At 76.6% G+C, this 17,537-nt stretch carries 15 protein-coding genes; 4 read left to right on the plus strand and 11 right to left on the minus strand.

From position 1 onward, the window contains the following. Positions 1 to 91: 91 nt before the first annotated feature. From ACFVXK_RS28885 to ACFVXK_RS28905, 5 genes are all read right to left on the minus strand, one after another. Complete coding sequence (locus tag ACFVXK_RS28885; RefSeq protein WP_389616985.1) at positions 92 to 1,507, minus strand: amidase; 1,416 nt, start codon at positions 1,505 to 1,507, stop codon at positions 92 to 94. Positions 1,508 to 1,569: 62 nt separating this feature from the next. Continuing rightward, positions 1,570 to 2,265 (minus strand): formylglycine-generating enzyme family protein, encoded by a 696-nt coding sequence (locus ACFVXK_RS28890; RefSeq protein WP_389616988.1) that lies wholly within the window; start codon positions 2,263 to 2,265, stop codon positions 1,570 to 1,572. Between the two features lie 11 nt (positions 2,266 to 2,276). Further along, on the minus strand, positions 2,277 to 3,485 hold the full coding sequence (locus ACFVXK_RS28895) for an MBL fold metallo-hydrolase (RefSeq protein ID WP_389616991.1): 1,209 nt from the start codon (positions 3,483 to 3,485) through the stop codon (positions 2,277 to 2,279). Between the two features lie 47 nt (positions 3,486 to 3,532). After that, a complete protein-coding gene (locus ACFVXK_RS28900) occupies positions 3,533 to 4,792 on the minus strand; it encodes an aminotransferase class I/II-fold pyridoxal phosphate-dependent enzyme (RefSeq protein ID WP_389617025.1) in 1,260 nt (419 codons plus the stop codon). A gap of 222 nt (positions 4,793 to 5,014) precedes the next feature. Next, positions 5,015 to 5,599: a TIGR03086 family metal-binding protein gene (locus tag ACFVXK_RS28905; protein ID WP_389616994.1), complete on the minus strand. Its 585-nt coding sequence runs from the start codon at positions 5,597 to 5,599 to the stop codon at positions 5,015 to 5,017. Between the two features lie 195 nt (positions 5,600 to 5,794). Here ACFVXK_RS28905 and ACFVXK_RS28910 point away from each other — a divergent pair, with 195 nt between their 5' ends. Next, positions 5,795 to 6,622, plus strand: coding sequence for a methyltransferase domain-containing protein (locus ACFVXK_RS28910; RefSeq protein WP_389616997.1), 828 nt, complete (start codon positions 5,795 to 5,797; stop codon positions 6,620 to 6,622). A 148-nt stretch (positions 6,623 to 6,770) separates the two neighbouring features. Here the strand turns inward: ACFVXK_RS28910 and ACFVXK_RS28915 are convergent, their stop codons facing one another. After that, positions 6,771 to 8,759 carry a DUF5107 domain-containing protein gene (locus ACFVXK_RS28915; protein ID WP_389617000.1) on the minus strand — a complete coding sequence of 663 codons (1,989 nt, stop codon included), beginning with the start codon at positions 8,757 to 8,759 and terminating at the stop codon, positions 6,771 to 6,773. Positions 8,760 to 8,891: 132 nt separating this feature from the next. After that, complete coding sequence (locus ACFVXK_RS28920; RefSeq protein ID WP_389617003.1) at positions 8,892 to 9,440, minus strand: GNAT family N-acetyltransferase; 549 nt, start codon at positions 9,438 to 9,440, stop codon at positions 8,892 to 8,894. Positions 9,441 to 9,474: 34 nt separating this feature from the next. Between ACFVXK_RS28920 and ACFVXK_RS28925 the strand changes: the two genes are divergently transcribed. Then, on the plus strand, positions 9,475 to 10,185 hold the full coding sequence (locus ACFVXK_RS28925) for a hypothetical protein (protein WP_389617006.1): 711 nt from the start codon (positions 9,475 to 9,477) through the stop codon (positions 10,183 to 10,185). A 123-nt stretch (positions 10,186 to 10,308) separates the two neighbouring features. Here ACFVXK_RS28925 and ACFVXK_RS28930 read toward each other — a convergent pair whose 3' ends face one another. The 4 genes from ACFVXK_RS28930 to ACFVXK_RS28945 form a co-directional block, all read right to left on the minus strand. Further along, the gene (locus tag ACFVXK_RS28930; protein ID WP_389617010.1) at positions 10,309 to 12,309 is read right to left on the minus strand and encodes a prolyl oligopeptidase family serine peptidase; all 2,001 of its coding nucleotides are present in this window, start codon (positions 12,307 to 12,309) and stop codon (positions 10,309 to 10,311) included. 13 nt (positions 12,310 to 12,322) lie between these two features. Continuing rightward, a complete protein-coding gene (locus tag ACFVXK_RS28935) occupies positions 12,323 to 13,717 on the minus strand; it encodes a M20/M25/M40 family metallo-hydrolase (RefSeq protein WP_389617013.1) in 1,395 nt (464 codons plus the stop codon). Continuing rightward, complete coding sequence (locus tag ACFVXK_RS28940; protein WP_389617016.1) at positions 13,710 to 14,543, minus strand: M55 family metallopeptidase; 834 nt, start codon at positions 14,541 to 14,543, stop codon at positions 13,710 to 13,712. The genes ACFVXK_RS28935 and ACFVXK_RS28940 overlap by 8 nt, the downstream gene beginning before the upstream one ends. Positions 14,544 to 14,761: 218 nt before the next feature. Then, positions 14,762 to 15,205 carry an SRPBCC family protein gene (locus ACFVXK_RS28945; RefSeq protein WP_042813038.1) on the minus strand — a complete coding sequence of 148 codons (444 nt, stop codon included), beginning with the start codon at positions 15,203 to 15,205 and terminating at the stop codon, positions 14,762 to 14,764. 444 nt (positions 15,206 to 15,649) lie between these two features. On the opposite strand from ACFVXK_RS28945, the gene ACFVXK_RS28950 reads away from it, so the two are divergent. Further along, positions 15,650 to 17,251, plus strand: a complete 1,602-nt coding sequence (locus ACFVXK_RS28950; protein ID WP_389617019.1) for an alpha/beta hydrolase — start codon at positions 15,650 to 15,652, stop codon at positions 17,249 to 17,251. A 25-nt stretch (positions 17,252 to 17,276) separates the two neighbouring features. Further along, positions 17,277 to 17,537 (plus strand): Rid family hydrolase (locus tag ACFVXK_RS28955; protein ID WP_389617022.1); only part of this gene is annotated, 261 nt, incomplete at its 3' end.

Below are 17,537 nucleotides of genomic sequence, written 5' to 3' on the forward strand. Positions count from 1 at the left end.
GCGCACGGTATCGGGGTCAGGGGCGGAGCCCCTGGGAACGGTGGAAGGGCGGGGCGGGGACCCAGCCCCCGCGCAGCTGTACCGCGGCCGGTCAGGGGGTCGACAGGGGCGGGACGCGGGGCGTCCATGGGCGGGCGGATTCCAGTTGGGCGGCCACGCTCACGAGGGTGGTTTCGTCGTGCGGCCGCCCGACCAGCTGGACGGCGAGCGGCAGGCCGTCCGTCCCGAATCCCGCCGGGACGGACGCGGCCGGGTGCCCCGTCACGTTCCACAGCGCGGTGTACGCCACCATCGGCCGCGACCGCAGCAGCGCCCCCGCCAGCCCCGCCCCGTCCAGCGCCCCGACCGCGCGCGGCCGGGCGGCGAGGGTCGGGGTGAGCAGCAGGTCCGCCCCGGCGAAGACCCGCTCGGCCCGGACCGCCAACCGCTCCCCCGCCCGTACGGCCCGTTCCACCGCGGCCTCCGGGACCAGCCGCGCCAGCCGCAGCGTCTGCCGGGTGCGGCGCTCCAGGAGCTCCGGCCGTTCCACGACCGCCGCCTCCGCCCGCACTCCCCCGCAGAACTGCGGGAGGAACGCCGCCGTGGCGTCGGGGTAGCGCGGCGTCACCTCCCGTACGTCGTGCCCGAGTTCGCCGAGCAGCTGCGCGGTCCGCCGCAGGGCGGCCACGTGCTCGGGGTGGGGGCGTACGCCGGGCACGGCGGGCTTGGCCGACCAGGCGATCCGCAGCCGGCCCGGCTCGGTGGCGGCCGCCCGGACGAAGCTGGTCGCGGTGGGCCGGGCCGCCCAGCGGTCGCCCTCCGCCGGTCCGCCGAGGACGTCGTACAGCAGGGCGCTGTCGGCCACGCCGCGGGTGAGCGGGCCGATGGTGCCGAGGGCGTGCCAGAGGTGGGGCTGCGGGGCGGTGGGGACGCGGCCGCGCTGCGGTTTGAGGCCGAACAGGCCGCAGCAGGCGGCGGGGATGCGGATGGACCCGCCGCCGTCGCCGCCGAGCGCGGCGCCGACCAGGCCGGCCGCCACGGCGGCGGCGCTGCCGCCGCTGGATCCGCCGGGGGTGCGGGTGGTGTCCCAGGGGTTGCGGGTGCGTCCGTGGGCGGCGGACTCGGTGAACGGCCACTGCCCGAACTCCGGCATCGCGGTCTTGCCGACGACCACCGCGCCGGCCGCCCGCAGCCGCCGCACCGCCTCGCCGTCGCGGGCGGCCGGGGTGAGGTTGGCGGCGCCGCCGAAGGTGGTGACCTCCCCTTCGAGGTCGAGCTCGTCCTTGACCGCGACGGGCACGCCCGCCAGGGGCAGTTCTGCGCCGGCCGCCAGGGCGGCGTCGCGGGCGTCGGCCTCGGCGAGGACCTGCTCCCGGGCGCGCACCACGCGGAACGCGCCCAGCTGCGGGTCGATCGCCTCGATCCGCCGCAGCGAGGCCTCCGCGAGGGCCCGCGCCGTCACCTTCCCCGCCCTCACCAGCTCCGCCTGCCGGGCCGCGCCCAGGAACAGCAGCTCACCGTCGTCCACGTGCGTACGCGCCTTCCTCCACGGGGATGTTCCGTGGTGGCACGGTATGCCAGGCCGGTGATCTACGACAGGGGCATGTCAGCCGGATCGGCCGGACCGGACCTGGCCAGCCGGAACCCCACGTCGTCGACCCGGAAGTCGGGGTGGCTGCGGCGGCGGGCGGAGGCGCGCAGGCTCCAGTGCTCGTCGAACCAGCCGCCGCCGCGCAGCACCCGGTAGCCGCCGTAGACCTCGGGGTCGTAGACGTCCCAGCACCAGTCCCAGACGTTGCCGAGCATGTCGTGCAGGCCCCAGGGGTTGGGCCGTTTGCCGCCGACCTCGTGGAGGGCCTCCGCCGAGTTGGCGCGGTACCAGGCGATCTCGTCGAGGGGGCCGTAGTGGGGTCCGTCCGTGCCCGCGCGGCAGGCGTGCTCCCATTCGGCCTCGGTCGGCAGCCGGTACCCGTCGGCGGTCCGGTCCCAGTCGGCCCGGCCCCCGTCGAGGGCGTAGGCGGGGGTGAGGCCCGTGCGCAGGGAGAGGGTGTTGCAGAAGCGGACCGCGTCCCACCAGGAGACCCCCTCGACGGGCAGCCGGTCGCCGCGGGCGGTGCTCGGGCGGGCGCCGGTGACCTCGGCGTAGAGGGCCTGGGTGACGGGGAACACCGCGAGCCGGTAGGGGGCGAGCTCCACCTCCCAACTGCGCCGCGTGCGGCGGTCCGAGAGGGTCACCCGGCCCGGGGGCGGGGCGGTCATCCGCACGTCCGTGCCGGGGAGGTCCATGGAAGTCGATCCTACGGGGCCGCACGCGCGGCGGAAGGGTCCCGGGCCGGCGTCCCGGCGGCCGCGCCGAAGGTGCGGGAGGCGCCGACCGGCAGGTCCCAGAGGTCCTCGCGGGGCAGGCCGGCCCGGGCCCAGGCGGCCCGGACGCGGTGCAGGGGTTCCATGACCGGCTCCGCGGAGAGGACGAAGGCGGCCCAGTGCATCGGGGCCATCCGGCGGGCGCCGAGGTCGAGGAAGGCCCGCACGGCCTCCTCCGGGTCGGCGTGCACGTCGCGCAGCCACCAGCGCGGGGCGTAGGCCCCGATGGGCAGGAGCGCGAGGTCGATGGCGGGGTGGCGGGCTCCGATCTCGCCGAACCAGTGCCCGTAGCCGGTGTCCCCCGCGAAGTACACCGTGCGGCCGCCGCCGGCCCGGTCGGTGAGCAGCCAGCCGCCCCACAGGGTGCGGCAGGTGTCCAGCAGGGAGCGCTTGGACCAGTGGTGCGCGGGGACGAACTCGAAGCGCACGCCGCCCAGTTCGGCGGACTCCCACCAGTCGAGCTCGGTCACCCTGCGGAAGCCGCGGCGGCGGCACCAGCGGGCGAGCCCGGCGGGCACGAACAGGGCCGTGTCCCGGGGGAGCCGCCTGAGGGTGGGGGCGTCGAGGTGGTCGTAGTGGTTGTGGCTGATCACCACGGCGTCCACCGGCGGCAGTTCCTCCCAGCGCACCCCCGGGGGCGTCATCCGGGCCGGGGTGCCGAGGATCCGCCGGGACCAGACGGGGTCGGTGAGCACCGTCAGCCCGCCGGTGCGCACCACCCAGGAGGCGTGCCCGGCCCAGGTCACCCCGACCTCGCCGGGCCCCACGGCGGGCAGCGGCGCGGGGCGGTACGGCAGGTCGGGAATCCCCCTCAGCCCCTCGGGCCCCGGCCGGAAGGCCCCTTCCCGCGCCAGCCGCGCGAAGGCCCGCACCCCGGGCAGCGGTGTGGTCAGCCGGTCCGCGAACGACCGCGGCCAGCTCCGCACCTCCCCGAGGGGCCGGGGAGGGGGGACGGCAGCCGGAGCCGGGGGTACCGCGGCCGGGGGTACCGGGGCCGGGGGTACCGGGGCCGGGGGTACGGCGGCCGCGGGTACGGCGGCCCCGGCAGGGGGCGCACCGGACGGGTACGGGCCCGTGGGCGCGTGCGGGCGGCCCGGTGGGGCGGGGGTGGTGGTGAGCGGGGGCTGCGGGTGGTCCCTCATCTGGCGGTCTCCGTTCAGCGCCGGCCGGGCGGGCCCCGGCGTCGGCTTCAGTCGGCCAGCCCGGCCAGCACCGAGCCGAGCAGGTCGAGGGCGCCCCGGACGTGCGGCAGCTCCAGCGGCGCGCGGGAGCCGAGCGCGACGAGCCGCTCCTGCGGGGTGGCGCCCAGCAGCGGTCCGGTCGACAGCCGGACGCGGAGCGCGCCCAGGTCGTCCGCGAACCGCTGCCCGCCGGGCGTCGGCGAGCCCAGCCGCGCGCCGAGCCAGTCCTCCAGCTCCATCGCGTCGCCCACCCCGTGCCGGGCCAGGCCCGCGCGCAGCGGGGTGAGGTCCGCGTACAGGTGGCGGCCGGCCTGCGGGGGCCGGGCGAGCGCCCCGACGGCCAGCAGCTCCCGGTGCACGGCCGCCGCCACCACACCGTGCAGGGCGGCCGCCGCGTAGGCCCGCCCGGCGACGGCGTCCGGCTCCTCCAAGGCGTGCGCGGCGGCCACCGCGACCGGGCCGGCCGGCAGTGCGCCGGTGGCGGTGAGGATGTCGAGGGTGCGGGCGCGCAGCCAGGTGCCGCGCGGGGTGGCGGGGAAGCGGGCCACGGCGGCGGGCCAGCCGCCCGGCAGCAGCGCGCCGGACAGGTCCGTCAGCACGGCCGCCGTGTCCGGCAGCATCTCGGCGGGGCTCAGCACGAGCGTGTCGTGCGGCCGGTGGACGGTGTCGCGCCAGCTCTCGTCGCTGACCACGAACAGCCCGGCGGTCTCGGCCGCCTCGCAGGCCTCGCGCAGCATCTCGGGCGGCGGCACGGTGCCGGTCGGGTCGTCGGCCACCGAGAGCAGCAGCACGCGCGGGTCGCCGCCCTCGGCGCGCACCCGCCGTACGGTCTCCAGCAGGGCGTACGGGTCCGGTACGCCGCCGCACTCGGCCGGGGTCGGCACGTGGTAGGCCCGCCGTCCCAGCAGCCGGACCTGTGGCGTCCACCAGGCGGGACAGGGCCGCGGCAGCATCACGTCGCCGCCGTAGGCGCCGAGCAGTGCGAGCAGCAGGGCGGGCGCGCCCGGCCCGGCGGCCACGTACTCCGGCTCGGTGGGGAGGCCGCGCCGTGCCCAGTGCCGGCAGGCGGCCTCGCGTACGGCCTCCCCGCCGCCCGGGGGTTCGGGGGCGGCCCGGTCCGCCGCCCCGGCGAGGACGGCCCGCAGCTCCGGCAGGACGGGCAGGCCCGGCTCGGGGGCCGGCGGTCCGTACCTGACCGGTCCGCGCCCCTCCGGCGCCAGGCGCCACACCCCGGCCCCGGCCGGCCCTTCCGTCGTCCCCTCGGCCATCCCCGCCACGTGCCCCGCCTTCCCGCTGCCCGCTGCCTGTCGCCCCGCGGCCGATGCCGCGGCCGCCGATCGGCGCACCCTCCGGACCTGCCCTCCGGAAGGACCTGCCCTCCGGACTTGCTCTCCGGACGCGCCTCCAGACGTGCCCTTTATACGATTATTTCCGCCGCAATGCCCGCTACCCGCGCGCGTGGCTCACGCATCCTTTCCGCCCCCGGAGCCTCATCCGCGCCGCCCCAGCAGGGCCAGGAGCCTGGTCTGGGCGTCCGCCCCGGCCGGCACCTCCAGCGGCGCGTCGAACATCCCGCTCGCGGCGAGCCCGTCGGCGTACGGCATGACCTCCTCGAGGGCGAACTCGACGAGCCCGGCCGGCAGCCGGTCGTCCGCGCCGACGGCCCGTGCGAGGTCCCAGGCGTGGACGACGCAGTCGGCGGTCAGCTCCGCGCAGTACGCCGCCGCGCGCGTCGGCCCGTACGAGAGCCGGACCGTGCGGTCCAGCGCCCCGGGCGCGGCGAAGGCCGCCCGCGCGACGGCCGCGGCCCGCTCCCACGCCCCCACGGGGTCCTCGCCGAGCAGGTCCCCGGACAGCTCGTCCCCGACCTCCGCCGCCGTCCGCCCCTCCGTGACCAGCGGCACGGCCCAGAGCTGCTCGCCGGTGACGTGGTTGACCAGGTCCCGCACGGTCCACTCGGTGCAGGGGGTCGGCGCCGCCCACTGGCCGTCCGCGACGGCCCGCACCCGCTCGCCGAACAGCCGCAGAGCCGCGGCGTGCTGTTCCGGCAGGCTCTCCGGCAGGGTCTGCGGCATCGTCCTCACCGTCCTCGGCGTCCCCCTGCGGCCCACTGTCCTCGTCCCCGCACTCCCTTGCCACTGCCCTGCCGTCGACCCGGTCAATCCCCTTGGGGCGAAGGCATCGTGTCCACATGTCAAAACGGTGATCTCGCATCGCGGTCCAATCCCCTACGGTGATCACAGCACTTCGACGACGAGGAGGAGCCCACCATGAGCGAGGTCCAGGCACACGAGACGGCCGTCTACACGCACGGCCACCACGAGTCGGTCCTGCGCTCGCACCGCTGGCGCACCGCCGCCAACTCGGCCGCGTACCTGATCGGCGAGCTGCGGCCCGGCATGCGGGTACTGGACGTCGGCTGCGGGCCGGGCACCATCACCGCGGACCTGGCGGAACTGGTGGCCCCCGGCGGGCGGGTCACGGCGGTCGACGCGGCGGCGGACGTCCTGGAGTCGGCGGGCGCGTACGCGGCGGAGCGGGGTCTGGAGGGGTCGGTGGACTTCGCGGTGGCGGACGTCCACGCGCTGGACTTCCCGGACGACGCCTTCGACGTGGTCCACGCCCACCAGGTGCTGCAGCACGTGGGCGACCCCGTACAGGCCCTGCGGGAGATGCGGCGGGTGTGCCGGCCGGGCGGGATCGTGGCCGTCCGTGACGCCGACTACGCGGCGATGACCTGGTACCCGGCGACGCCGGGGCTGGAGGAGTGGCAGGAGCTGTACCGCCGGGTGGCCCGCGCGAACGGCGGCGAGCCGGACGCCGGCCGGCGGCTGCTGTCGTGGGCCCGGGCGGCGGGCTTCACCGAGGTACGGGCGTCGGCGACGGCGTGGTGCTACGCGACGCCGGACGAGGTGGCGTGGTGGTCCGGGCTGTGGGCGGACCGGACGACGGCGTCCTCGTACGCGGAGGTCGCCGTGGGCGGGGGGCACGCGACGAAGGACGACCTGTCCCAGGTCGCGGGCGCGTGGCGGGCGTGGGGGGCCGAGCCCGACGCGTGGTTCTCGGTCCTGAACGGGGAGCTGCTGTGCCGGGCCTGAGCGCTGCGCGGGGCGAGGTCCCCTACCCTCCCCCGGACTCCGTCCGGGGGGACCCCACCTCCTCCGTTCCCAGGGGCACGTCCCAGCGGTAGCTGGGGGAGGGTGAAGGGCGGGGCGGGGAGACGGCACCGCGCAGCGGGACCCGGGGCTACACAGGCGGACGCATGCGGAAGTCGTACGGCGCCGGGAGGGGGGCGGCCGAGACCGTCGACCAGACCTCCGCCAGCGTCTCCTCCCCCTCCCGGAGGTCCGCCGGCTCGAAGCCCTCCTCGAAGACCCGCCGGGCCGCGCCCACGTGCCCCTCCGCCGCGAGCAGCCGCGCGGCCAGCAGCCGGAAGCGCCCCTGTTCCCGCAGGGCCGGCCGCAGCCGCTCCCACACCGCACGCGCCCCGGCCGGCCGGCCCGCCGCCAGCAGGGCGGTCATCGCCTCGCGGCCCAGCGCGGACTCGGCGGCCGTCCACGCCTCGCCGCCCCGGCTCTCCGCCGCCAGGTCCTCGAACGCCTCCGCGTACCGGTCGGCCGCCCGCTCCGGATCCCCGGCCAGCGCGTCCGCCACCGCCAGGCACCTCAGCAGCGGCCACCGCGACGGCGCCAGCGCCAGCCCGCGCTCCCAGCTGCGTACGGCCTGGGCCGTGTCCCCCGCGTGCCACTGGGCCACGCCCAGGTGGTACTCGGTCAGCGGGTCGGCCGGGGCGGTCTCCAGCATGTCCCGCCAGTGCGCGGCGACCAGGCTCGGCCCCGGCGGCACCACCCGCCGCGGCGCCGGGTGGACACCGGTCCGCCACAGCGCCAGCCAGGGTTCCTGGGCCTCCTCCAGGACGGCCTCGGGGAACGGCGTACCGGGCAGGGCGTAGCCCCCGCGCAGCACCTCCAGCGCGCCCCAGCCCGAGCCCCGCGCCAGCCACTGCCCGGGCCCGCCGTCCGGCTCGGCGTCGGCGCAGCCGCGCCGCCACGCCTCGTGCGCCGCGTCCAGGGCGCCGGGCGGGAGCGCCTCGTCCAGTGCGGACCCGGCGGCGGCGCGCGCCTGCGCCCAGTCGGCGCCGTGCACCGCCGCCGGGTCCGCGGACAGCGGCCCGTACGCCTCCAGCCAGCTGAACTCCGCCCCGGCGTCCAGCCGTACGTGTTCCAGCTGGGTCCGGGCGAGCCCCGCCTGGATCTCCGCGTAGCCGCCGGTGCCGGGTTCCGTCAGCCATTCCTGCCAGCGCCGGCCGCCCGGGCCCGCGCCCCACACGAACAGCTTGCGCCCGCGCAGCAGCCTCGTGGAGGCCTGCGCCAGGCCGTGCCCGTCGGCGTCCAGGGCGGCGATCCAGGGGCGGGCGGCGGCCGCGGGCTCGACCTCGTAGAAGAAGTCGGCGGGATAGGTGCTGTCCAGCGGGTAGCTGCGGTCCGCCTCCTCCCACCGGGGGACGGGGATCCGGCGCAGCGCCCGCTCGTACCCGAAGTGCCAGGCCTCCTCGGCGGGGGCGAGGACCCGGGTGCCGGAGTTCTCGGGGACGGCCGTGTTGGACCACCAGTAGACGGCGGCGGGCCGTTCGTGCGGGTTGCGCACGCGGACCCCGACGTACAGGAAGTCCGAGTCCTCCGGCAGCCACAGGTCCACCTGGAACGGCAGGTCGCGCAGCCGCTCCCACTCCCACAGCCGCACCATCACCCCGCCGTCGGGCGCGGGCACGAGCGCGGCGTGCAACGGGGCGCAGGACAGGGCGGTGTGGCCGGTCGCGCCGATGTTCCACTCGACGCCGCCGGAGAACCAGGCGCCGTTGAGGGCGAAGTTCGCGGGTTGGAACACCGGGTTGCGGTAGAGGAGTTCACGGCCGGTGGGCAGGTGGACGAGGGAGTGGATCCGCCCTCCGAGGCCGGGCAGCACGGTGGCGCGCAGCCGTCCGTTGTCGATGACGACGGCCTCGAACTCCCGCTCCTCGCGCCGCCGTCCGTACCCGTCGCGGATCCGGACCGGGAGCAGGGAGCGCAGCGGCTCGTACCCGATCTGACGGGCCATGTCGCGCGGCAGCCCCGCACGCGAGCGCTCGTCCAGCTCGTGCACCCCGTCGGGGGCGCGGAGGGCGGGCAGGGGGTTGTCCGGGCCCAGGGGGGCGGCGGGGAGGGTCAGTGGGACACGTCGGACGGTGGTGGCCATGGGGGAATGGAACACGGCGGTGGGGTCGGTGCACAGGGGTTCCGCACATGACCACCGGTCAGGATTACGCAAAGGGGCGCGGCCGAGCGTGTGTCCGGGTGCGGGTGCGGGCGCGGGCGCCGCCGTGCGCCGTCAGGGTGCCGGGGCGGTGACGGCCCAGCGTTCGTGGTCGCGCCAGGCGCCCGCGACGTGGAGGAAGTCCGGGGACAGGCCCTCCAACCGGAACCCCCTCCCCCGCACCAGGGCGATCGACGCCGTGTTCCCCGGCTGGATGTTCGCCTCCAGCCGGTGCAGTGCGAGGCCGGTGTCGGCGAAGGCGTGGGCCAGGAGGAGGTCCAGCCCTTCCCCCAGCAGCCCCCGTCCCGCCGCGTGCGCGAAGGCCCCGTACCCCAGCGCCCCGGATTGGAAGGCGCCCCGCACGATGTTGTTGACGTTGACGAACCCGGCGATGGCCCCGCCCGCGAGCTCGCAGACCAGGAAGCCGGCCCGGAGTCCGCCTTCCGCCAGGCCGGCGGCGTACGGCTCGTACGCCTCGAGGGTGTCCGGCGGGTACAGCCACGGCTCGTGCAGCGCGCGGCTCTCGCGGACCCGGGCGGTGAACTCCGGTCCGTCGGCGGGCCGGAACGGGCGCAGCCCGACCCGCGCGCCCTCCCTCAGGTACGGGGACGTGGAATATGGCATCGCTCCAGGCTACGCGCCGTGGCAGCATCCCCGGGTGATCATCGAACCGGACACCTCCGAGCTGCTCCGCGCGGCCGCCCGCAACAACGCCGAGTGGTGCGGCGCCGTTTCCCGCGGCGGCCACTTCCGCCGCACCCTGTGGTGCAGCCCGCGGCGTACGCCGCCGCTGTACCCCGACGCCGTCACGCTCACCCCCGGGGCGTCGGCCGCCGACGTCCTCGCCGGGGTCGACACCGCCACCCCGGGCTGCTCGGTGAAGGACAGCTTCGCCTCGCTCGACCTGGCCCCGGCCGGGTTCGAGGTGCTGTTCGAGGCGCAGTGGATCCACCGCCCGGCGGGGGCCGCTGCCGGACCGGCCGGGGGCGGGCTGGAGTGGGCCGAGGTCGAGGGGCCCCACGGGCAGCTGCGGTCCTGGGAGGCGGCCTGGTCCGGCGGGGAGGGCACGGGGCTGTTCCACCCCGGGCTGGTGCGGGAGGGCATCGTCTTCCTGGCCGGCTACGACGGGCCCCGGATCGCGGCCGGGGCCGTCCTCAGCACGGGCGGCGGCGTGGTGGGCGTCTCGAACGTGTTCGGCCGGAACGGGCAGGCCACCGACTCCGCCTGGGCCACCGCCCTGACCACGGCCGCCCGCCACTGGCCCGGCCTGCCGGTGGTCGGCTACGAGCACGGCGAAGACCTGCACACCGCCGTCCGCGCCGGCTTCACCCCCATCGGCCCGCTGCGCGTCTGGCTCCACACGGCCTGAGACCCGACCCCGCCCCCCCGGTGTGGTGCGCCGGTACCGCCTCGCTGCTCGACGAGGACGGCGGGTGGCCGGGCCGCAGCGGGGGCTCCGCCAGCGAAGGGGGCGGGTCCTGAGGCGCCGCGTTCAGCCCCCGTCCAGCTCCAGGCGCGGTACGTCCGGCCGGTCCAGGCCGAAGACCTGGGCGTACAGGGAGAGTTCCGCCTCAAGGGCGCGGACCATCGTGTCCGCACGGCGGAAGCCGTGGCCCTCGCCCTCGAAGGTGAGGTACGCGTGCGGGACCGCCGGGGTGCGGGTGCGCAGGGCGGCCAGCAGCCGTTCCGCCTGCGCGGGCGGGCAGACCGGGTCGTCCAGTCCCTGGAGGAGGACGAACGGGGCGGTGATCCGGGCGGCGCGGGCCACGGGTGAGCGTTCCCGGCAGCGCAGTTCCAGGGTCTGCGGCGGGCCGGCCAGGCCGTCGATGTAGTGCGACTCCAGGTCGTGGGTCTCGGCGGCGAAGCCCCGCAGGTCCAGGACCGGGTAGATGATCGCGGCGCACGCGTACTGGCCGCCGGCGGCCAGGGAGGCGGCGGCCGTCCAGCCGCCCGCGCTGCCGCCGCGGATGGCGAGGCGGGCGGGGTCGGCGGTGCCCTCGTCGGCCAGGGCGCGGGCCACGGCCGCGCAGTCCTCCACGTCCACCACGCCCCACTGTTCGCGCAGCCGTTCGCGGTAGGCGCGGCCGTAGCCGGTGGAGCCTCCGTAGTTCACCTCGACGACGCCGATGCCGCGCGAGGTGAAGTAGGCGATGTGCAGGTCCAGTACGGGCGGCACGTGGTCGGTGGGGCCGCCGTGCGCCCACACCACGTACGGGGGCAGCTCCTCGGCGGGGGCGCGCAGGGCGGGGTGGTGGGGCGGGTAGACGTGGGCGTGGATCTCGCGGCCGCCCGGGCCGGGGAAGGTGCGGCTCTGCGGCTCGGGGTAGTACGCCGGGTCCACCGGGTCCGCGGCCCGGGCACCGACCACCCGGGCGTGCCCGGTGGCGGTGTCCAGCTCGACAACCTCGTACGCGCTGCGCGGGCTGGCGGCGATCCCGTAGACGCGGGTGCCGCTGACGGCCAGGCCCGGCTGCCAGGCCGTCCACGGTCCGGCGGCGTCCACCAGGTCGCCGCTGTCGGGGTCGAGGACGCCCAGGAGGGAGGAGCCGCGCCCGTGCAGGACGGCCACCGGTCCTTCCGGGAGCGGGGCCAGCCAGGTCAGGCCCGGCTTCCACAGGGGGCCGCCGAATTCCTCTTCGCGGGGGCACAGGTTGACGGGCGGGCCGCCGCCGGTGTCCACCCGGTAGGGGTTCCACCAGCCGCTGCGGTCGCTCACCGCGAGCAGGCTCCCGTCGGCCGCCCACGCCGCCTGGGCCACGGCCTCGGCCGGCCCGCCGAGCACCGTACGGGCCGGGCCGAGCGTGCCGTCGGGGCGGACGTCGGCCAGCTGGAGTTCCGTGCCGTCCCAGGGCATCCGGGGGTGGTCCCACACCAGCCAGGCCGCGCTGCGCCCGTCGGGTGAGGGCTTCGGCCCGGTGCGGAAGCGGTGGCGGTCGCCGGTGAGCTCCCGTACGGCGGACCGGTCGTCGGCGGCGGAGCCGTCGAGCGGGACGGCCGCCGCGACGCGGCGCACGTCGCCGGGGGCGGGGCCGGTGAACTCCTCCAGCACGCACCACACTTCGCCGCCGCGCAGTACCGGGTCGGCCCAGCGCAGCCCGCCGCCGACCGCCGAGAGCGGGGTGAGGGGGCGGGGCGTCGGGGCGCCGGGGGCGTCGGGCTCGTAGGCGTAGAGCCGCTGGTCGGCGTGGTGGACGAAGACCACCAGCGGTCCCCCGTCGGCCCGTTCGGCCCCCGCCCAGGGCAGGCCGCCGTACTCGGTGAGCCGGCTGCGCACGTTCCAGGGGGCGGGGAGCACCGACCGGGCGGGGCCGCCGTCGGCGGGCCGGCGCACCAGGGTGCGGCGGCCGCCCTCCTCGGGGCGGGGCTCGGTCCACCACACCTCGGGGCCGATGGTGCCGAGGTACTCGGGGCGTCCGTCGTGGGCGGCCGCCTGGGCGGCGGTGAGCGGCGAGGGCCAGCTGCCGTAGGGGGCGCAGGCGGCGGCCGCCGCCATCACCGGGCCCCCATCACAGGGTCCGCAGGGCGCGGTCCAGGACGCGGACGCCGAAGTGCAGGGCGTCGACCGGGACCCGTTCGTCCACGCCGTGGAAGAGGGACCAGTAGTCGAAGCCGGGCGGCAGCTTGAGCGGGGAGTAGCCGTAGCCGGTGATGCCGAGGCGGGAGAACTGTTTGGCGTCGGTGCCGCCCGCCATGCAGAACGGGACGGCGTGCCCGTCGGGGTCGAAGTGTTCGACGGCCTCGCGCAGGACGGCGTAGGTCCGGCCGTCCACGGGGGCTTCGAGGGCGACCTCGCGGTGGTGGAACTCCCAGTCGACGCCGGGGCCGGTGAGTTCGTCGAGGACGGCGGCGAACTCGGCCTCGCCGCCGGGCAGGGTGCGGCCGTCGACGTGGGCGGTGGCGTGGCCGGGGATCACGTTGAGCTTGTAACCGGCGCTGAACATCGTGGGGTTGGCGCTGTTGCGCAGGGTGGCCTCGACCAGGGCGGCGGCCGGGCCGAGTTTGCCGAGGACCGCTTCGAGGTCGGTGCCGGGGGCGCGCGGGTCGACGGACAGTCCCTGGAGGGAGGCGAGTTCGGTGATGCAGGCGGCGACGGTGTCGGTGAGGCGCGGCGGCCACTCGTGCGCCCCGATGCGGGCGACGGCGGCGGCCAGGCGGGTGACGGCGTTGTCCCGGTTGGGTTTGGAGCCGTGCCCGGTGGTGCCGCGCGCGGTCAACTTCAGCCAGGCTGTGCCGCGTTCACCGGCGGCGATGGGGTAGAGGGCCCGGCCGGCCCCGGTGTGCAGAGTGAAGGCGCCGGACTCACCGATGCCCTCGGTACAGCCTTCGAAGAGGTGCGGGTGGTGGTCGGCGAGGAAGCCGGAGCCGTCGACGGCGCTGTCCTCCTCGTCGGCGGTGAAGGCGATGACGACGTCCCGCCGCGGCCGGGCGCCGGTGCGCGCCCAGGCCCGGACGAGGGCCAGCACCATCGCGTCCATGTTCTTCATGTCGACCGCGCCGCGGCCCCAGACCACCCCGTCGCGGACCTCCCCGGAGAAGGGGTCGACGCTCCAGTCGGCGGCCTCTGCCGGGACCACGTCGAGGTGGCCGTGGACGAGGAGGGCGGGGGCGGAGGGGTCGGTGCCCTCCAGGCGGGCCACCACGTTGGTGCGGCCCGGGGTGCGTTCGAGGAGGACGGGTTCCAGCCCGGCGGCGGCGAGCCGCTCGGCGGCGTATTCGGCGGCGGGCCGTTCCCGGCAGTCGCCGCCGCCCCGGTTGCTCGTGTCGATGCGGATGAGCTCCGAGGTGAACGCGACCACTTCGTCGAAGGCCGCCGCGTCCAGGGCCTCCCCGGGCGCGGGGGGCTCGGTCCCGTGGGGGTGCGCAGCGCCGGGGCCGCCGTCCAGCCGTTCCATGTCAGCCATACTGCTCCTCCAGAGCCGCCGAGACGACCGTGGTGACCGCCTTGAAGGTGCGGATCGCCTCGTACATGGTCCCGCTGGTGTACGCGATCCGGCGCTCACCGGTCCGTTCGACGCCCGGGACGACGGTGGCGGCCATCGACAGGTGCTCCGCGTCGAACTCCACCTCCATCGTGTGCGGGCCGCCGCGCACCGGTTCGTGCCGGACGGCGAGCTTCACCGCCTCGGTGGCGGCGGCCCGGATGTCGGCGGCGGTACGGGCCGGGGTGCGGCAGACGGCCGCGTAGCGCGAGACGTGGTCCTTGACGGCGACGGTGCGCGCGTCCGGGGCGTAGCCGGCGGCGTCGGCGCAGGTCAGGTCGTCGCCGGTGACGAGGATGACGGGGACTCCGTACTCGGCGACGACCTGGGCGTTGAGGACGCCCTCGCTCGCGCGCTGTCCGTCGAGCCAGACCCCGGTGAGGGAGTTGGCGAGGTAGGTGTGGGCGAGGACGCCCTCGCTGCCGGCGCCGGTGTGGTAGCCGACGAAGGCGACGCCGTCGACGTCGCCGTGCTGGACGCCTTCGACCATGGAGAGGGACTTGTGCCGGCCGGTGATCATCTCGGCACGGGCGTCGAGCTTCTCCAGCAGCAGGTTGCGCATGGTCCAGTGGGCCTCGTTGACCAGGACCGCGTCGGCGCCGCCGTCGAAGAAGCCGAGGACGGCGGCGTTGACGTCGGAGGTGAACATGGACCGGCAGCGCTCCCACTGCGGGGTCCCCGGCAGCACGTCGGCGGGCCAGGTGACGCCGGTGGCGCCTTCCATGTCGGCTGAGATGAGGATCTTCATCGGGCCCCCCGGTGGTGTCGGGTCGACAGGATCCCCACCCTAGCCGTCCGGCCGCGCCCGGGCCCGGGGGCCACGCCCGGGCCGCGCGGGGCGCGGGGGCGGGGCTTGACGCGGGTGCGGCCGGGGCGGCCGGGACGTCCGCCGGCGGTCCGGGAATTCCACCCGAACCGGTGAGCCGCGCGCGGGGAGTTGCCCTGACGGCGGCTGGGGGGCGCCGGTCAGGCCTCGACCTCGCGCGCCAGGTTGTCGAGGACGGTGTCGTAGATGCGGCCGAGGCCCTTGGGCGCGAAGGTGCGCTCGAAGAAGCCGCCGATGCCGCCCGCGCCGTTCCAGACGGTGCTGACGACGGCCTTGGACTTGCCCTCGCCGGCCGGGGTGACGGTCCAGGTGGTGACCATGGAGGAGTTGCGGTCCTTCTCCACGAGCTGGCCGTCCGTGGGCTCGGTGACCTCCAGCAGGCAGTCGCGGACGCGCTTGCTGGTGGCCTGGAGCTTCCAGTGGACCAGGGTGCCCTCGCCGTCGCCGCCCTCGCGCACCTCGTACTCGCTGAAGTGCTCGGGGAGCAGCTTGCCCCGGGTGCCGGTGTAGTCCGCCAGCGCGTCGAAGACGGTCTCCGCGTCGGCCCCGATGATGCGCTCCGTGGTGGCCTCGACCTGCGCCATACCTGTTCCTCCAGCAGTTGTGTCCGTTCTTCGCGGCAAGCCAACCACCTCCGGGGCGACCGCCCAAATCCGGGCCGCCCGCATCCGGGCCCGCCCACGGAACGGAAGACCCCCCGCAACCCGGCCCTCCGGACCGGCCCGAGCGCCCGCGGCGAGGGCGGGTCGGCACGGGACGGGCCCCTGCGGGGCGGGGCGGCCGGCGTGGCGGCGTGGGGGGTACTCCATCTGCGGCCCCCCGTACCGGTGGTGCGCGGGCCGGTTCGGTGGCGGGGGGCGCCCGGGCGGGCCGGGGGCGGCCGGGCTCGCGGTACGTCAGCGTGGGCGGCGTCGTGACCCGGACGCCGCCCGAGGGGTCATCACATCGGGCCAATGGGCGGCCCAATACCGCTTTCCGGGCGCGGTTTCCGGGACGATTCCGCCCAGACCCCTCGGCTGGGAGGCCCCATGCTCCACCCCGTTCCGCACCCCGCGAAGCAGCGCGGCCCCGTGAAGAGGCGCGCCGCCCTGCTGCTGGCGATCTCCACGGTCGCCACGGCCCTCGCGAGCCCCGTCACCGCCGCCCCGGCGCCCGCGCCCGCACCGGCCGCCGCCGGGCTGCGCTGGAGCGGCTGCGCGACCCCCCGCTACCCGACGCTGCAGTGCGCCTCCCTCAAGGTCCCCCTCGACCACGAGCGGCCCGCCGGGCGGCAGATCTCCCTGGCCCTGACCCGGGTCCCGCACACCGCCCCCGCCTCCTCCTTCGAGGGCCCCCTGCTGGTCAACCCCGGCGGCCCGGGCGGCAGCGGCCGCGCGCTGGCCGGGTTCGTCGCGTCCGCCCTGCCCAAGGACGTGGCGGGCCGCTACGACGTGATCGGCTTCGACCCCCGGGGCGTGGGCAGGAGCGAGCCCGCCCTGGACTGCGGGGCCGGGCACTTCAAGCCCGTGCGGCCCGACTCGGTGCCGCTGGACGCGGCGACGGAGCGGGCCAACCTGGACCGGGTGCGCTCCTTCGCCGAGTCCTGCCAGGCCAAGCACGCGGACGTGCTGCCGTACGTGGGCACCGTCTCGGCCGCCCGCGACCTGGAGGTGCTGCGCACGGCGCTGGCGGCGCCGAAGCTCAGCTACTTCGGCTACTCCTACGGCACCTACCTCGGCGCGGTGTACGCCAAGCTGCATCCGGACCGGGTGCACCGCCTCGTCCTGGACTCCGTGGTCGACCCGGGCGGGGTCTGGTACGAGGACAACCTGGCCCAGGACCAGGCCTTCGACGCCCGCCACAAGGCGTTCCTGGCGTGGGTGGCGCAGTACGACTCCACGTACCACCTGGGCACCGACCCGGCCGCCGTCGAGCGGCGCTGGTACGCGATGCGCGAGGCGCTGCGCGGGACCCCGGCCGGGGGGAAGGTGGGGCCGGCCGAGCTGGAGGACACGTACATGCCGGGCGGCTACTACAACGGCTACTGGCCGCACCTGGCCGAGGCGTTCGCGGCGTACGCGGTGAAGCAGGACCCGAAGCCGCTGGTGGCGGCGTACGAGCGGTTCGGCGCGGTGGAGCCCTCGGCGGGCAACTCCTACAGCGTGTACACGGCGGTGCAGTGCCGGGACTCGGCGTGGCCCAGGGACTGGAACACGTGGCGGGCCGACATGTGGCGCACGCACGCCAAGGCGCCGTTCATGACCTGGAACAACGCCTGGTACAACGCGCCGTGCGCGTTCTGGCCGGCGGAGCCGCTCCGGGCCCCGGACGTCACGAACACGGCGCTGCCCGGGGCGCTGCTGTTCCAGGCCACGGAGGACGCGGCGACCCCGTACGAGGGGGCGGTGAGCATGCGGCACCGGCTGGCGGGCTCGGCGCTGGTGGTGGAGCAGGGCGGGGGCAACCACGGCATCGCGCTGGCGGGCAACAAGTGCCTGGACGAGAAGCTGGCGGCGTACCTGAGGACGGGTCAGGCCTCCGACGCCGCCTGCCCGGCGCAGCCCGCCCCGAAGCCGACGACACAGACCCGGGCGGTCCCGTCCTCGGCGGGCGGCGCGGCCCTGCACGGGCTCCTGGGCTTCCGGGGCTGACGACCGGGCGGGCATGATCGTCCGCATGACCTCATCCGCACACAGCAGTGACGACAGCAGCCACCCCGGCAGCCACCTCACCCGGATCGCCGCGCCGGAGGGCGTCGCCCCCGGCACCGGATACAGCCACGTCGTCTGGGGCACCGGACGGTTCGTGGCGGTGTCGGGGCAGTGCGCCTTCGACGAGAAGGGGGAGGTGGTCGGCGAGGGCGATCCCGCCGCTCAGGCCCGCCAGGTGTTCGAGAACCTGCGGCGGTGCCTGGCGGCGGCGGGGGCGGGCTTCGAG

The organism is Streptomyces sp. NPDC058157 (assembly GCF_042884105.1).
Taxonomy (GTDB): Bacteria; Actinomycetota; Actinomycetes; order Streptomycetales; family Streptomycetaceae; genus Streptomyces.

What these genes read in the sequence shown, in the direction of transcription:
- ACFVXK_RS28940 (WP_389617016.1), bottom strand. Translation starts at nt 14,543, where the DNA reads ATGAAGATCCTCATCTCAGCCGACATGGAAGGCGCCACCGGCGTCACC.
- ACFVXK_RS28910 (WP_389616997.1), top strand. Translation starts at nt 5,795, where the DNA reads ATGAGCGAGGTCCAGGCACACGAGACGGCCGTCTACACGCACGGCCAC.
- ACFVXK_RS28945 (WP_042813038.1), bottom strand. Translation starts at nt 15,205, where the DNA reads ATGGCGCAGGTCGAGGCCACCACGGAGCGCATCATCGGGGCCGACGCG.
- ACFVXK_RS28895 (WP_389616991.1), bottom strand. Translation starts at nt 3,485, where the DNA reads ATGAGGGACCACCCGCAGCCCCCGCTCACCACCACCCCCGCCCCACCG.
- ACFVXK_RS28935 (WP_389617013.1), bottom strand. Translation starts at nt 13,717, where the DNA reads ATGGCTGACATGGAACGGCTGGACGGCGGCCCCGGCGCTGCGCACCCC.
- ACFVXK_RS28920 (WP_389617003.1), bottom strand. Translation starts at nt 9,440, where the DNA reads ATGCCATATTCCACGTCCCCGTACCTGAGGGAGGGCGCGCGGGTCGGG.
- ACFVXK_RS28915 (WP_389617000.1), bottom strand. Translation starts at nt 8,759, where the DNA reads ATGGCCACCACCGTCCGACGTGTCCCACTGACCCTCCCCGCCGCCCCC.
- ACFVXK_RS28890 (WP_389616988.1), bottom strand. Translation starts at nt 2,265, where the DNA reads ATGGACCTCCCCGGCACGGACGTGCGGATGACCGCCCCGCCCCCGGGC.
- ACFVXK_RS28905 (WP_389616994.1), bottom strand. Translation starts at nt 5,599, where the DNA reads ATGCCGCAGACCCTGCCGGAGAGCCTGCCGGAACAGCACGCCGCGGCT.
- ACFVXK_RS28950 (WP_389617019.1), top strand. Translation starts at nt 15,650, where the DNA reads ATGCTCCACCCCGTTCCGCACCCCGCGAAGCAGCGCGGCCCCGTGAAG.
- ACFVXK_RS28930 (WP_389617010.1), bottom strand. Translation starts at nt 12,309, where the DNA reads ATGGCGGCGGCCGCCGCCTGCGCCCCCTACGGCAGCTGGCCCTCGCCG.
- ACFVXK_RS28900 (WP_389617025.1), bottom strand. Translation starts at nt 4,792, where the DNA reads ATGGCCGAGGGGACGACGGAAGGGCCGGCCGGGGCCGGGGTGTGGCGC.